The 13788-nt window shown below is 41.2% G+C and carries 12 protein-coding genes; 4 read left to right on the top strand and 8 right to left on the bottom strand.

What is annotated here, in order from left to right:
* Positions 1–24: 24 nt before the first annotated feature.
* The 3 genes from F824_RS0106865 (at position 25) to F824_RS0106855 (ending at position 5518) form a co-directional block, all read left to right on the top strand.
* Complete coding sequence (locus tag F824_RS0106865; protein WP_019597130.1) at positions 25–2823, top strand: DUF4961 domain-containing protein; 2799 nt, start codon at positions 25–27, stop codon at positions 2821–2823.
* 21 nt (positions 2824–2844) lie between these two features.
* Positions 2845–3906, top strand: a complete 1062-nt coding sequence (gene fbaA / locus F824_RS0106860) for a class II fructose-bisphosphate aldolase (RefSeq protein ID WP_019597129.1) — start codon at positions 2845–2847, stop codon at positions 3904–3906.
* 67 nt (positions 3907–3973) lie between these two features.
* Positions 3974–5518, top strand: a complete 1545-nt coding sequence (locus F824_RS0106855; protein WP_026333543.1) for an alpha-amylase family glycosyl hydrolase — start codon at positions 3974–3976, stop codon at positions 5516–5518.
* Between the two features lie 40 nt (positions 5519–5558).
* On the opposite strand, the gene pfkA is transcribed toward F824_RS0106855, so the two are convergent.
* The 3 genes from pfkA to F824_RS0106840 all read right to left on the bottom strand — a co-directional run bounded on the left by pfkA (position 5559) and on the right by F824_RS0106840 (position 9076).
* The gene (pfkA, locus tag F824_RS0106850) at positions 5559–6545 is read right to left on the bottom strand and encodes a 6-phosphofructokinase (protein ID WP_019597127.1); all 987 of its coding nucleotides are present in this window, start codon (positions 6543–6545) and stop codon (positions 5559–5561) included.
* Entirely contained in the window at positions 6527–6919 is a 393-nt protein-coding gene (locus F824_RS0106845; RefSeq protein ID WP_019597126.1) for a methylglyoxal synthase, read from the bottom strand. Before F824_RS0106845 ends, pfkA begins: the two co-directional genes overlap by 19 nt.
* 108 nt (positions 6920–7027) lie before the next feature.
* Positions 7028–9076, bottom strand: coding sequence for a S9 family peptidase (locus F824_RS0106840; RefSeq protein ID WP_019597125.1), 2049 nt, complete (start codon positions 9074–9076; stop codon positions 7028–7030).
* Positions 9077–9240: 164 nt separating this feature from the next.
* Between F824_RS0106840 and mscL the strand changes: the two genes are divergently transcribed.
* On the top strand, positions 9241–9660 hold the full coding sequence (gene mscL, locus F824_RS0106835; protein WP_026333542.1) for a large-conductance mechanosensitive channel protein MscL: 420 nt from the start codon (positions 9241–9243) through the stop codon (positions 9658–9660).
* Between the two features lie 50 nt (positions 9661–9710).
* On the opposite strand, the gene F824_RS0106830 is transcribed toward mscL, so the two are convergent.
* From F824_RS0106830 to F824_RS0106810, 5 genes are all read right to left on the bottom strand, one after another.
* Complete coding sequence (locus F824_RS0106830; RefSeq protein ID WP_031326977.1) at positions 9711–10154, bottom strand: hypothetical protein; 444 nt, start codon at positions 10152–10154, stop codon at positions 9711–9713.
* Positions 10155–10165: 11 nt separating this feature from the next.
* Positions 10166–10540, bottom strand: a complete 375-nt coding sequence (locus F824_RS0106825) for a hypothetical protein (protein WP_019597122.1) — start codon at positions 10538–10540, stop codon at positions 10166–10168.
* A gap of 35 nt (positions 10541–10575) precedes the next feature.
* A complete protein-coding gene (locus F824_RS0106820) occupies positions 10576–11124 on the bottom strand; it encodes an RNA polymerase sigma factor (protein ID WP_019597121.1) in 549 nt (182 codons plus the stop codon).
* 318 nt (positions 11125–11442) lie between these two features.
* Positions 11443–12366, bottom strand: a complete 924-nt coding sequence (locus tag F824_RS0106815; RefSeq protein ID WP_019597120.1) for a universal stress protein — start codon at positions 12364–12366, stop codon at positions 11443–11445.
* A 208-nt stretch (positions 12367–12574) separates the two neighbouring features.
* Positions 12575–13726: an acyltransferase family protein gene (locus tag F824_RS0106810; RefSeq protein ID WP_019597119.1), complete on the bottom strand. Its 1152-nt coding sequence runs from the start codon at positions 13724–13726 to the stop codon at positions 12575–12577.
* Between the last annotated feature and the right edge of the window lie 62 nt (positions 13727–13788).

Here is a 13788-nt window from a genome sequence, read left to right as displayed (position 1 = left end):
CATGGGGTAATATTTCGAATTAACATGCAAACACAACTCCCAAAATTACTGGCTGCCATTTTGTTTTTGACAATGGCTCAATTTACTTATGGACAGGTGACTACGGTTCCTGGATTTCCAAGGGGGGATCAAAAAGTAAAGATCATATATGATGCTTCCAAAGGAACCACCGAGCTTTCAGGTGTGGACCCCATCTATATCCATATTGGTGCGATTCTCCAGAATCCAACCTCCACCGTTTGGGCAATCGTGCCATTTCAATGGGGCACAGCCAATCCAAATGCCAAAATGACAAAGGTAGCAGGTACTGCCAATACCTGGGAGTGGGAAATGACGCCCAATGATTTTTTTGGTACCACTGCAGATCAGAAGATTTACAGACTTGGGCTGGTTTTTAGAAATGCTGATGGGACCAAAAAAGGGGCGTCAGAAACCAATTCTGATATTTTCATCGAGCTCAGCCAAGGGTTTCAGGTTGCATTTACCAAACCCAAAGCACTTTCCGTACTGCTTGAAATAGGGGATACCCAAGAAATTGAAATTGTGGCTTCTGAGAATGCAGCTCTTACGCTAAGCCTTGACGGGGATGAAGTAGCAGCTGCCACCAACAAAGATAAACTTCAATACTCCTTTACAGCCCAATCAGAGGGCGTTTTTTCGATTTTGGCGAAAGCTACCCAAAACCAGCAATCAGCTTCCGAAGAGCTGCTGATCAATGTGGTTGGCCAAAGCCCCCAGTTGCCATTGCCAATAGGTGCTAAAAAAGGGATCAATTATCTCTCAGATTCAGAGGTGATCTTGGCATTGGAAGCTCCGAACAAGAAAAATGTGTTTGTCATCGGAGATTTCAATGATTGGCAAGTATTGCCTCAATATCAGATGAATGCAACGCCGGATGGGGAGATTTTCTGGTTGAAATTGAATGGGCTTATTCCGGGTCAAGAATATATCTTCCAGTATTTGGTGGATGGCAGCATCAGGATAGGAGATCCCTATGCGGATAAAATTTCCGACCCTTTCCATGATTTGGAGATCATTAATGACAACAGATATTCTGGCTTGAAGCCTTTCCCCTCTGGTAAAACAGAGTTCCAAGCCACCTACCTCCAAACTGCACAAACTGCATATCCTTGGAAATATTTAGATTACAAGAAGCCTGCTGTTGAGGAATTGGTGATTTATGAACTCCTGATTCGGGATTTTGATGAGCGGAGAAGTTATAAGGCGGTGACCGAAAGACTGGACTACTTGGTGGATTTGGGAATCAATGCAATTGAACTGATGCCAGTTCAGGAATTTGAGGGGAATCTTTCTTGGGGATACAATCCTGCTTTCTTTTTTGCTCCTGATAAATATTACGGAACCAAAGATGAGTTGAAGACACTCATCGATGAAGCGCACAAAAGAAATATAGTGGTCATCATGGACATGGTCCTCAATCATGCCTTTGGTCAAAACCCAATGGTTCGGCTTTACAACGACGGCGACTATGGCGCACCCACCGAGGAGAATCCCTGGTTCAACAGGACCGCCAAACATCCCTTCAATGTTGGCTATGACTTCAACCATGAAAGTGCCTATACCAAATCTTTTGTCGATTCTGTAAACAATTATTGGCTGACAGAATACAAAGTGGATGGCTTTCGTTTCGATTTGAGCAAAGGTTTTACACAAGTCAACTCAGGAAACAATGTGGGCTTTTGGGGACAAAAAGATGAATCAAGGATCGCAATATGGAAGCATATTTATGATCGGATCAAGGGAAATCATCCCGACGCTTATGTGATTTTGGAGCATTTTGCCGATAACGTGGAGGAAAGGGAGCTGGCTGAGCATGGACTCCTGCTTTGGGGCAATATCAATGGTGATTTCAGGGAAATGGCCAAAGGAAATTCCAATAACTTCAATTGGGCGTATTTCAAAACCAGAGGATGGGCAAATAACAATCTGATCAGTTATATGGAAAGCCACGACGAAGAAAGGACGATGTGGGAATCTCTGACCTACGGGCAGACTTCCCCTTTAAACATTCGAAACCTCAGCAATGCCGTGAACAGGAATCAATTGATGTCTGCATTTTTCTTCGCCATACCCGGACCAAAAATGCTTTGGCAATTTGAGGAATTTGGATACGACCAAGAGTTGAACAACGATAGGCTAGGAGTAAAACCCACCAAATGGGAATACCTCGACAATCCCGACCGTCAGCGCCTTTTCAACCTCTATTCGGCAATGGCTTTATTGAAAAAGGAGCTCAATCTCTTCAATAAACCCGAAGAAGTCCTATTGGATTTTAACCAAGCCTTGAAATCCATTCAGATTTCCGATGGGGATCTTCAAATGTTGCTCTATGGTAATTTTGGTTTGACGGATATCGCAAATGCCTCTCTTTCCTTTCCCGCCTCCGGTCTTTGGTACAATTATTTTACGGGAGAGGAAGTTTCGGTTTTGGGTAGCACGAAGGACATGAAATTGAGTGCAAACTCATTTTTGCTTTTCACCAATAAAAGACTTCCCATTCCGAAAGGTGAAATTTTGGTAGAGGATTTGATTACATCCCTTGACCAAGAAATCGTTGATCTTTCAGTGTTTAAGCTGTTTCCTGTTCCAGCCAGAGACAGGTTGGAAGTGTTGGTCCCTTCAGGCTTTAACCAATTCAATTACAGGATTTTGGATATCACTGGGAGAATTCTCAAAGAGGGCGTTCATTTTGCTGCCACGAATATTTTAGAGGTCGATATAAGGGATTTTAGGGCAGGTCTTTATATCTTTGAGATCAACGACAATCGTCAGCTGCTGAGAAAGCGGTTTTTAAAAGAATAACCAAACCTTTAAATCTAAATTATGAAATTCAAACCGGGAGTTAAATACGGAGAAGAACTCAAAGACTTGCTGGAATATGCAAAAGAAAGTGAGTTTGCATTGCCTGCGGTCAATGTAATCAATACCAATACGGTGAATGCTGTCTTGGAAACAGCCAAAAAAGTGAATTCACCTGTGATGATCCAATTCTCCAATGGAGGTGCCCAGTTTTTTGCGGGTAAAGGATTGAGCAATGAAAATCAAAAAGCCAGTATCGCTGGTGGTGTTTCAGGTGCTTTGCATGTTCACCAAATGGCTGAGGCTTATGGTGTACCAGTCGTATTGCATACCGATCATGCTGCCAAAAAATTACTTCCTTGGATAGATGGATTGCTTGCAGAAGGAAAATCATATTATGAGGCGTACAAAAGACCTTTGTTCAGTTCTCATATGCTGGATCTTTCCGAAGAAACATTGGAGGAAAATATAGCCACATCCGTTGAATACTTTAAAGAATTCAACAAACTTCAAATGGCCATTGAAATTGAGCTTGGTGTCACGGGAGGTGAAGAAGATGGAGTGGACAATACGGATATTGACAGCTCAAAACTGTATACCCAGCCCTTGGAAGTGGCTTATGCCTATGAGCACCTGAAGCAAGTAGGAGACCTATTTACTGTCGCTGCGGCATTCGGAAATGTCCATGGTGTTTATAAGCCGGGAAATGTAAGTTTGAAACCAATCATTCTGAAAAATTCCCAAGATTACATCAATGAGAAATTCGGAACCACAGGCAAACCTTTGTTCTTTGTTTTTCATGGTGGATCAGGATCTACTTTGGAAGAAATCAGAGAGGCCAACAGTTATGGTTCGATCAAGATGAATATCGATACCGATATGCAATGGGCATTTTGGGAAGGTGTTTTGAAATTTTATAAATCAAACGAAGGTTACCTACAAACCCAATTAGGAAGTCCTGATGGACCCGATAGTCCGAATAAAAAATATTACGATCCAAGAAATTGGTTGAGAAAAGGAGAGGAGAGCTTCGTCAAAAGACTTGAAGTGGCCTTTGATATGCTCAATGCAGTGAACAGGAATTAAAATAGACGCATTATAGTGAGGAAAAAGCCGCTTTTGGGTGGCTTTTTCCTTTTTAAAACAAAAATTCATGAAAAAAATATTTATCTATTGCTTTATTTTTTTTGTCGCGGTTTCCTGTAAAAATTCTGGAGACGGTAAACTGGAGAACCACTGGCCGAATGCCGGTATTACTTATGAAATTTTTATACAATCGTTTTATGATACCAATTCGGATGGTATTGGTGATATCAATGGAGTCACCAAGAAACTGGATCATGTGAAAGAACTCGGCGCAAATGCCATTTGGTTTATGCCCATCATGCCCTCTCCAAGCTATCATAAATATGATGTGACAGACTACAAAGCCATTCATCCGGATTACGGCACTTTGGAGGATTTCAAAAAATTGATGAAGGAAGCACACAAAAGAGACATTAAGATAGTGATTGATTTGATCATCAACCACACGAGTAGCGAGCATCCTTGGTTTTTGGAGTCAAAGAAAGGAAGGGATAATCCTTACAGGGATTATTATGTATGGGCGCAGAAGGACACCATTTCTGCCTATTTGAATAAGAAAACAATTACCCTGGACAGTGACAATATTCGTCAATGGCATAACCCAGGTTCTGGAGAGGACTTTTACTACGGATTTTTTATAGGAGGAATGCCTGATCTCAATTTTGACAATCCAAAGGTGAGAAAGGAAATTTATGACATTGGGAGGTTTTGGTTGGAAGAAATGGGAGTAGATGGATTTAGGCTTGATGCTGCCAAACATGTTTTCCCTGATGATAGGCCTGTAGACAATCACGAGTTTTGGATTGAATTCAGGTCTGAAATGGAGAAAATAAAGCCTGATGTTTATTTGGTGGGGGAGGTTTATGATATGAAAGAAGTGGTGGCCCCATATTTACCCGGATTGCCTGCATTGTTCAATTTTGACTTTCATTATACCCTGATAGATGCTTTCAAAGAAAGCAACGGGAGTTTGCTGGTGGAGAAACAAAAAGAAATACTTGATTATTATTTGGGCATTACGCCCGATTTTATAGACGCAACTTTTTCATCCAATCACGATCAACCGAGACTTTTGAATTCCTTGAATGAAAATCCCAGAAAACTGAAACAAGCCATTGCCATTCTCATGACCATGCCTGGTGCACCTTATCTTTATTATGGGGAAGAAATCGGGATGTTGGGAAGAAAGCCTGATGAAAACATCCGAGAGCCCTTTTTATGGGATATTCAAGCAAATGATAAAGGGCGAACCACTTGGATGGAACCTGTTTATTCCATTGACGAAATGGTCACTCCTTTGGCCATCCAAAAATCAATGAGTACAAGTTATTTCAATCACTACAAGGAAATCATCGCAGTGCGGAATACGAATAGGGGACTTGCTTTGGGGAATTTGGAATTGTACTCTGAGGATTTACCTAAGCCAATTATGGCCTACTTTAGAAATCACAAGGATCAAAATCTGTTTGTAGTCCACAATCTGAGTGATCAGGGATTTACCATTGCACTGCCGGAAGGATATGAGAATTTGATCTATTCCTTCGGAATGTCAAAAGCGGATGATGGCAGTATTTCCATGCCTCCATATTCATCAATCGTGCTTGAAAAATAAAGGAATAAAAAAAGAGGCTGAAAAGCCTCTTTTTTTATTTTTAGGTAGAAAGTATTTTGGCAACCCTGAAATCATCCTCATCCACTTCTTTGTCTCCCACAATGGCTTTTGCGATCGGGGTATAGACAACTTTGTGGTTGATGACTCCAGCCATCACATCGTATTTCCCCTGGAGCAAGCCCTCTATGGCTGCCACGCCAAGTTTGCTTGCAAGGACACGGTCAAAGGATGAAGGTGACCCTCCCCGCTGCAAATGCCCCAAAATCGTCACCTTAATGTCGTAATAAGGAAGTTGTTTTTTGACTTTTTTGGCGATTTCAGCCGCCCCACCACTTTTTCCTCCTTCAGCCACAATGACTATATTGGATTGTTTCTTGGCTTTTGTTCTTGCCTTAAGTCTTTCTATCAATCTTTCAATGGGCATTTTTTTCTCGGGAATGAGTGTGGCTGCAGCAGCACTTCCTATACCTGTATTGATGGCGATAAATCCTGCATCTCTGCCCATCACTTCAACGAAGAAAAGCCTATCGTGGGAAGTCGCTGTATCTCGGATTTTATCGATCGCTTGAATCGCCGTGTTGCAAGCCGTATCAAATCCTATGGTGGAATCCGTCCCTGACAAGTCATTGTCAATGGTGCCTGGTAGACCGATCGCTGGAATGCCAAATTCTTTGTAGAATAAATGCGCACCAGTCAATGAACCATCTCCCCCGATGACTACAAGTGCATCAATTCCATGCTTGACAAGGTTGTCATAGGCCTTTTTTCTACCTTCTTGGGTTCTGAATTCCGCACTTCTTGCAGATTTCAGAAAGGTCCCGCCTCTTTCCAAAATATGGGTGATATTTTTGCTATCGAGTTTTTTGATTTCATCATTGATCATCCCTTCGTAGCCCCGGTAGATCCCGTACATTTCAAGTTCATAATAAAATCCTGCTCTCACAGTCGCCCTAATGGCTGCATTCATTCCTGGAGCATCCCCACCGGATGTGAGTACGCCTATTCTTTTTATAGTTTTTGGTTCCATTCAAGTTGGGTGGTTATGTATTTGATCATTATTTCTGCGGTGGCTGGATTTGTGGCCAAAGGAATATTATGTACATCACAGATCCTCATCAGCATCTGAACATCGGGTTCGTGTGGATGTTTGTCCAAGGGATCTCTAAAAAAAATAATGAGTCCCAATTCCTTTTGCGCAGCCATGGCCGCGATCTGTGCATCGCCGCCGTAGGGGCCTGACAATAATTTTTGAACTTTAAAACCTGCCTTTTCTATATGGGAGCCGGTGGTTCCTGTGGCTACAAGCTCCACATTGACACCTTGAAGCTCATTTTTGAATCCGCTGAGAAAATGCACCATGTCGGCTTTTTTCCCATCATGGGCAATCAATGCAATTTTCATAGTGAAGTTTTATAGGTTTGAGAATCAAAGTTAGGGAATTTTAAATATTTCTTATTGGACTTGATTATATTTAATCAAAGGCCAATACCAAAGCATAGACCCGACTGACTATTTTTTAAGTCCCTCCAAATGGCATAGAAACACATATTCCAAGGCCAATTCTTTCAATGCCTTGAACCGGCCTGAGGCACCTCCGTGGCCTGCCTCCATATTGGTCGAAAGCAATAGGAGGTTTTTGTCTGTCTTGAGTTGGCGGAGTTTGGCGACCCACTTCGTGGGTTCCCAATACTGCACCTGACTGTCATGGAGTCCAGAGATTACCAAAAGATTGGGATAGGCTTTCCGTTCGATATTGTCATAGGGTGAGTAGGAAAGGATATAATCATAAAACTCCTTTTCCTTGGGATTCCCCCATTCATGAAATTCTCCGGTGGTCAAGGGAATGGTTTCATCCAGCATGGTCGTCACCACATCCACAAATGGCACAGCTGCAATCACACCTTTGTACAGTTCCGGTTTCAAGTTGATCACCACGCCCATCAAAAGTCCTCCAGCACTTCCGCCCATGGCATAGAGGTGTTCGGGTGAAGTATATTTTTCTTTGATGAGGTATTCTGAACAAGCTATGAAATCAGTGAAAGTGTTCTTTTTCTTAAGCATCTTGCCTGTATCATACCATTGTCTTCCCATTTCCTGGCCACCCCTAATGTGCGCTATCGCAAAAACAAATCCACGTTCCAACAAACTCAAGCGACTTGGACTGAAAGTCGGGTCGGTGCTGTATCCATAGGATCCATAAGCATATTGTAAGAGCGGGTTATTTCCGTTTTTTTGAAACAGGTCTTTTTTATACACCAACGAAATCGGGATTTTGACACCATCTTCCGCAATAGCCCAAATCTTTTCTGATTGGAATTTTATTGCATCATATCCACCCACTACCTCTTGCTGCTTGAGTAGTTTTTTCTCCCCCGTAATCATATTGTAATCAAAAACAGATGCAGGGGTTATCAAGGAATTGAAACCAAAACGAAGCACATCGGTTTCGAATTCTGGATTGTGGCCGATCCATGCGGTATAGGTGGGTTCTTCAAAATCCAAATCGAATGAATCTTTCTTTTCCCAGGGTTTAATTCTTATTCTGGTAAGCCCTTCAAAGCGCTCTTCCAAGACGAGGAAATTTCTGAATATTTCAAAACTCTCAAGCAAAACGGCCTCCCGATGGGGAATCACCTCAATCCAATTTTCCAAGCCTGGATTTTCTATGGAAACCTTCACCAATTTGAAATTCGTGGCCTTCTTGGCATTGGTCAAGATATAGAAATCCTCACCAAAATGCTCCACTTGGTATTCAAGATCGGGGACTCTTTCTTGTAACATTTCAAAGGTTCCATTTGGCTCATCGGCCGAAAGAAATCTGAATTCTGAAGAAATGGTGCTGTGGCTTTGGATAAATAAAAACTTCTTGGATTTGCTTTTACTGACATGACAGTTAAAAGTGTCGTCCTTTTCTTCATAAACCAAGAGGTCATTCTCAGGGTTTTCACCCAATTCATGCCTGTAGATTTGGAAGGATCTCAGGGTTTGCGCATCCTGACGGGTGTAAAATACCGTTTTATTGTCGTTTGCCCAGACCATATTTCCGGAGGCACCCTCTATTTTGTCCTCCAAAAGCAGGCCTGTTTTCAGATCCTTGAATTTGAGGGTGTAGATCCTGCGGCCTACATGATCTTCTGCATAGGCAAGGATCTTTTGGTCGGTGGAAAGGCTGATTTGGCCTACTTGAAAATATTGGTACCCTTCGGCCAATTCATTGACATTGAGAATGATTTCTTCAGTTTCTGTCAGGGAATTTTTCTTTCTGCAAAAAAGAGGATACTCATCACCTTTTTGAAATCGGTGATAATGGAAATATCCATCCTTGAAATAGGGGACGCTTTCGTCATCTTCCTTGATCCTACTTTTCATCTCCTCAAAAAGGCTTTCTTTGAAAGATTCGGTTTCTTTGAGTGATTGATCCAAATATTCGTTTTCCTCCTTCAGATACTGAATGACTTCTGGGTTTTCCCTGTCATTCATCCAGAAATAATCATCCTGTCTCTTATGGTCATGAATTTCAAGGGATTTTGATTTTATAGTGGCAATTGGGTAGTTCATATATAAGGAAAGTTTAATAATTGAATTTTAATGTATTGAGTACAACTTTTAGGTGAATTTGGATCACCCTCTTTGAAGTTTGCGAAAGAAGGCATAAATTCATTTCTATTATTTTAGTAATTTTTACTCAAACCAAACAAATGTAAACTTTAACCAGCAAATCTATGGGTATGTTAAAAGAATTTAAAGAGTTTGCCATCAAGGGCAATGTAATTGACCTTGCCGTGGCGGTGATCATCGGCGGAGCTTTCGGGAAAATCGTCGCCTCTTTTGTAAACGACATTGTCATGCCCCCATTGGGTATGCTATTGGGAGGGGTGGATTTCAAAGACCTCGCCGTCGTACTCAAAGAGGCTTATGTAACTGCAGATGGTGTGGATATGCCAGCTGTATTGTTGAGTTATGGCAGCTTTATCCAGAATGTGGTTGATTTTACAATTATCGCATTTGTGATTTTTTTAGTAATCAAAGCAATTAATTCCACCAAAAAGAAGCCTGTTGAAGCCCCAGTTGCTCCTCCGGCACCAACCAAATCAGAACTTTTGTTGACAGAAATCAGAGATCTTCTTAAGAAAACCCCTTGATCATGCCGGAAAAAAAGGAAGCAGCCCAATCGGCTGCTTCCTTTTTATTTTTAGTCCTTGTTTCTTTTTTGATTCATTCGGTAAACATGCCTGGTGAATTCCCGGTTGACACTGCTTAGTTTGATCGCTTGGGTAGGCCTGATGATTTTGGTGATTTCCCCCATGAAGGCTTTTTCTCGATCTAGGATTTTTTGCTGAAGCGCAAATTTCTGATCGAGCATTTTGGAGGCTTCCCCTTCACTGATCGTACCATCCGAAGCACGGTTCAATTGAGAGAGCTGATCCATAAGATTGTTTTTTTCTTCTGAAAACTTGTTGAATTCAGGCCAAAACTTCTCGGCTTGTTCAGGCTTCAAATCCAGTCTATTTGTGATAAATGCGACTCTTGCTGACTCCAATTTCTCTTTGTCGTATTGCGATTGTGGTCTTTGGCCGAATACATTGCCTATTCCCAAAACCATCAAGCTGAACAATATTAGATATGTTTTTTTCATTTTTTCTTGATTTAAAACCAAAACTCTTCTTGGTATTGATATTCATCATTCTCATCAAATCCCTCCCATTCTGTCTGGATGATTTCATCCAGAATGGAGTTTGGATTATCGGAAAAACTGAGGATATCCTCGGCATTCCAGTAGCCAGCATTGATGTAAAGGTTCACTTCGGCATCAAGGTTGGCCTCCATGCTGTTTTGTTCCAAAGGTTTACTGGGAAGCAAAAACATGAACATTCCAATCACGACCACCGCAGCAGCGGCAATGCTTTGAAAATAGAGCATTCTGGTTTTTTTCCGCTTTCTTTTTTCCAGAATTTTTTCCGGAAGGGAATCAAAATAGCCCGTCGGGATTTTGAAAATATCGTTTTTTGGTAAATTTTCCATGTTGCTCCTTTTAGACAATGGGATCCCGAAGAGGTTTATTTGGTTTGCAATTGATTTTCTATTTTTTTGACTGCGTGGTGATAGCTTGCCTTCAAAGCCCCAATTGAGGTTCCTGTGATTTGGCTGATTTCCTCATAACCAAGGTCTTCAAAATATTTGAGATTGAAGACCAGCCTTTGTTTATCGGGCAAGCTGATGAGTATCTTTTGAAGGATTCTCTGTATTTCATCGCCATCGATATGGCTGGAATGATCGATATAATTCACCATGACTTCTTCATGATCCTCTATGGGAATGAAGAATCTCCTTTTTTTCTTTTCCAAAAAATTCAAGCTTTCATTGGTGGCGATCCTGTACAGCCAAGTAAACAAGGAGGAATTCCCCTTAAAATTAGGGATGTTCTTGAAGGCTTTTATAAATGTGTTTTGACAGATGTCATCGGCATCTTCGTGGACAATGACCATCTTGCGGATAATGCCATAGACTCTTTTTTGGTATTGCGCAATCAAAACACGATATCCCTTTTCTTGCGTCTTTGGATCGCTGATTAAATTTAAAAGTTCTAAATCACTCAATGAAGTCATGCTTTCCTTAGACTGCCAAGCCGGCCAGAGGTTTAAAGTAGTGTCGGTATTCCGAGAAAATCAAATTCAAAAAAATACACATTTGAAAGGAAATCGATTTCTCCGGCCAATTGAACGATTGTCTTTAAATGTGGTACTGCAATAAAACCCGTGTTATGCATTACCCTTCCCGTTCCAGCCTGAGATTGCTTAATAATCAGTCAGTAGTATCCTAGATTGATTTCAACTGAGATCGATAATAAATACGACACGCTCTCAAAAAAGCCTGATTTTCTTAAAGTTTCAAAGCCCAGTAGGAAGCGCAATACCTGTTTCGGGTTAAATTTCTAAAATGTAATCCAATATCCCGGCGTTTTTACCCTTGGGCCTAGTGACCAAAAGCGGAAATTCATCATTCAATTGGATCAATCTTTCGGCCATGCTGCCGATAAACAAAGCCGTGGCTGCAGTTCTCCCTTTTGCTCCGATAATAATGGCATCGGCATGGACATCTTTGGCTTTTTGAAGGATTTCTTCTACAGGATCATCATCATCATCCTTGGTATAGACGGGGGTGATTTTAATGTTTTTAGTGTCAATTTTACGGATGAATTTCTTGAAATTTATTTCAGCATGCATCAGCATGATGGCCGAAAATTCCTCATAACTCTTTCCTGTAAAATGGTACCCCGATGGAACCGTAAAAACGTTTTGACAGACTATTTCAGCCATTCCGCCATATTTCTCACTGACTAAAATGGCTGCCTCCATGGCATCTTTTGAATAATCGGAAAAATCACTGGGGACCAAAAGTCTATCTATTTTCGGAACGGCACCTTCTGGAATAATCAACAAAGAGCAACCGGCTCTTCTGGCCAATCTTTGGGATATCACTCCAGTCCCGGGTAAGTTCACCTTTCTGCCTACAATGATCATGTCGACAGATTTTTCATGTGCCAATTTGAGTATCTTCTTGGAAAGCTGCCCCTCCTTGATTACATAAGAAAGTTCGATATCCTTAAAAATGGAAATATTGGATTCCACCAAACTCTTCATCTGATTTTTTCTTTCCTCAACCATATTCTCAATGAGATGAGGGAATTCTTCCAAAACATCTTTTGGAATGTTCAGGTTTCTGATCACATTGGTGAAATAGATCTTCTTGGTCTGATTTGCATTGGCAATAAATGAGGCAAATTTTACCAGAGTCTTGTCCAAATCACTCTGATCCAGACAAACAATAAGTTTCTTTATTTGGTACATTCCTATTTGAGGATTTCGAATTGCAAAATTAACCGTTTATACTTTTGGAAAGCTAAAATTTTTAAAATAATGTTCTGATCTTTTCAATTACAGCATAAGCAAAACACCGTCCAACTCCCTATCCATCCTGTAAAACCCAGATATTTCGCGTCCCCTTTTTTCTTGGGAGAGCAAATCTGTCCCGAAAACTTGATATTTCCCATTTGATCTAAACCTTGATATAAATCTTTTTTTGATCCATCCAAAACCCAATGAGCCAGATCGTCGCGGTGTAAACCAAGGCGAACATTAAAGAGGCATCCTTGAAGGAAAGCCATCGCAAAAAGCCTTGTTCGTAGATGTACCCTCTCAAACTTTGATCCCCCATGGGAATGATCCCGAGGATACTGATCAGTATTCCCGATAGGATATACAATATCAATGGGTTGCGGCCAAAGACCACGAAAAAATAGGTCCATTTTTTCTTTTTCCAAACCTCGATGATATAAATCAGAACCCCAATAAGAATCAAATCATAACCCACCGTCAACAAGACATAGGAACTTGTCCAGATTTTTTTATTGATGGGGAATGACAAGTGCCAAACAAGGCTGAGCAGAATAAAGACAATACCGGTAATCACGATCACTTTTATGGTTTTGGTATTATTGCCTACCTTTTGGATCAATTTAGAGGCCCAATAACCTGCGATTACATTGACTACTGCGGGAATAGTACTCAAAATGCCTTCTGGATCGAACGGGATTCCTTCTCCGGTGTAGAGATTTTTTGCGCCGACCACCCAAAGGTCAAGTTTTAAAGCTGCATTTCCAGTTAGGGAGTAAGGATCGCCCGACTCTCCGTAGAAATACATGACTGCCCAATAGCCGAGTAAAGCGACTACTGAGAATAAAATCGACCCCAACTTTCCCCAATAATAAAGAATGACTGATGCCAAAAGGTAACAGAGCGCGATTCTTTGCAAGACCCCGAAAAGACGGACCTCTCCCCAATTGATCATTGAAATTTGGCCGGATTCAGTAAATTCGAAAAACGGGAAAGCGTTAAGCCCCCATCCGATCAGGAAAATGACGGCTGTCCTTTTGAATATTTTTTTCAAGAAGATTTCCGTCCCAGCTTTTTCCAGCTTCTTCATGCTGAAGCCCATTGCATTTCCTACTACAAAAAGGAAAGTCGGAAAGACCAAATCCGTGAGCGTGAACCCATGCCAATCAGCATGGGTAAATGGTCCATAAATATGGTTCCAACTTCCGGGAGTATTTACGACCACCATAAGGGCGATGGTAAGTCCCCTGAGTACGTCCAAAGAAAGGTAACGCTCCTGAAGAAGTGTGGTGGTGGGCTGCAGGGTTGGAGGCATAGGATGTTTTGTTTTTAGATATTTTATTTAATCAAAGCATACTTTATCTAAAATATAATTTA

It is taken from the genome of Rhodonellum psychrophilum GCM71 = DSM 17998, from assembly GCF_000381545.1.
Classification (GTDB): domain Bacteria; phylum Bacteroidota; class Bacteroidia; order Cytophagales; family Cyclobacteriaceae; genus Rhodonellum; species Rhodonellum psychrophilum.
This window is presented reverse-complemented; position numbering and strand designations above follow the sequence as displayed.

Excerpts from the sequence above, each read along its gene's own strand:
- F824_RS0106815 (WP_019597120.1), bottom strand. The coding sequence starts at position 12,366 with ATGTACCAAATAAAGAAACTTATTGTTTGTCTGGATCAGAGTGATTTG.
- F824_RS0106820 (WP_019597121.1), bottom strand. The coding sequence starts at position 11,124 with ATGACTTCATTGAGTGATTTAGAACTTTTAAATTTAATCAGCGATCCA.
- mscL (WP_026333542.1), top strand. The coding sequence starts at position 9,241 with ATGGGTATGTTAAAAGAATTTAAAGAGTTTGCCATCAAGGGCAATGTA.
- F824_RS0106845 (WP_019597126.1), bottom strand. The coding sequence starts at position 6,919 with ATGAAAATTGCATTGATTGCCCATGATGGGAAAAAAGCCGACATGGTG.
- F824_RS0106830 (WP_031326977.1), bottom strand. The coding sequence starts at position 10,154 with ATGAAAAAAACATATCTAATATTGTTCAGCTTGATGGTTTTGGGAATA.
- F824_RS0106840 (WP_019597125.1), bottom strand. The coding sequence starts at position 9,076 with ATGAACTACCCAATTGCCACTATAAAATCAAAATCCCTTGAAATTCAT.
- F824_RS0106810 (WP_019597119.1), bottom strand. The coding sequence starts at position 13,726 with ATGCCTCCAACCCTGCAGCCCACCACCACACTTCTTCAGGAGCGTTAC.
- F824_RS0106865 (WP_019597130.1), top strand. The coding sequence starts at position 25 with ATGCAAACACAACTCCCAAAATTACTGGCTGCCATTTTGTTTTTGACA.
- fbaA (WP_019597129.1), top strand. The coding sequence starts at position 2,845 with ATGAAATTCAAACCGGGAGTTAAATACGGAGAAGAACTCAAAGACTTG.
- F824_RS0106855 (WP_026333543.1), top strand. The coding sequence starts at position 3,974 with ATGAAAAAAATATTTATCTATTGCTTTATTTTTTTTGTCGCGGTTTCC.
- F824_RS0106825 (WP_019597122.1), bottom strand. The coding sequence starts at position 10,540 with ATGGAAAATTTACCAAAAAACGATATTTTCAAAATCCCGACGGGCTAT.
- pfkA (WP_019597127.1), bottom strand. The coding sequence starts at position 6,545 with ATGGAACCAAAAACTATAAAAAGAATAGGCGTACTCACATCCGGTGGG.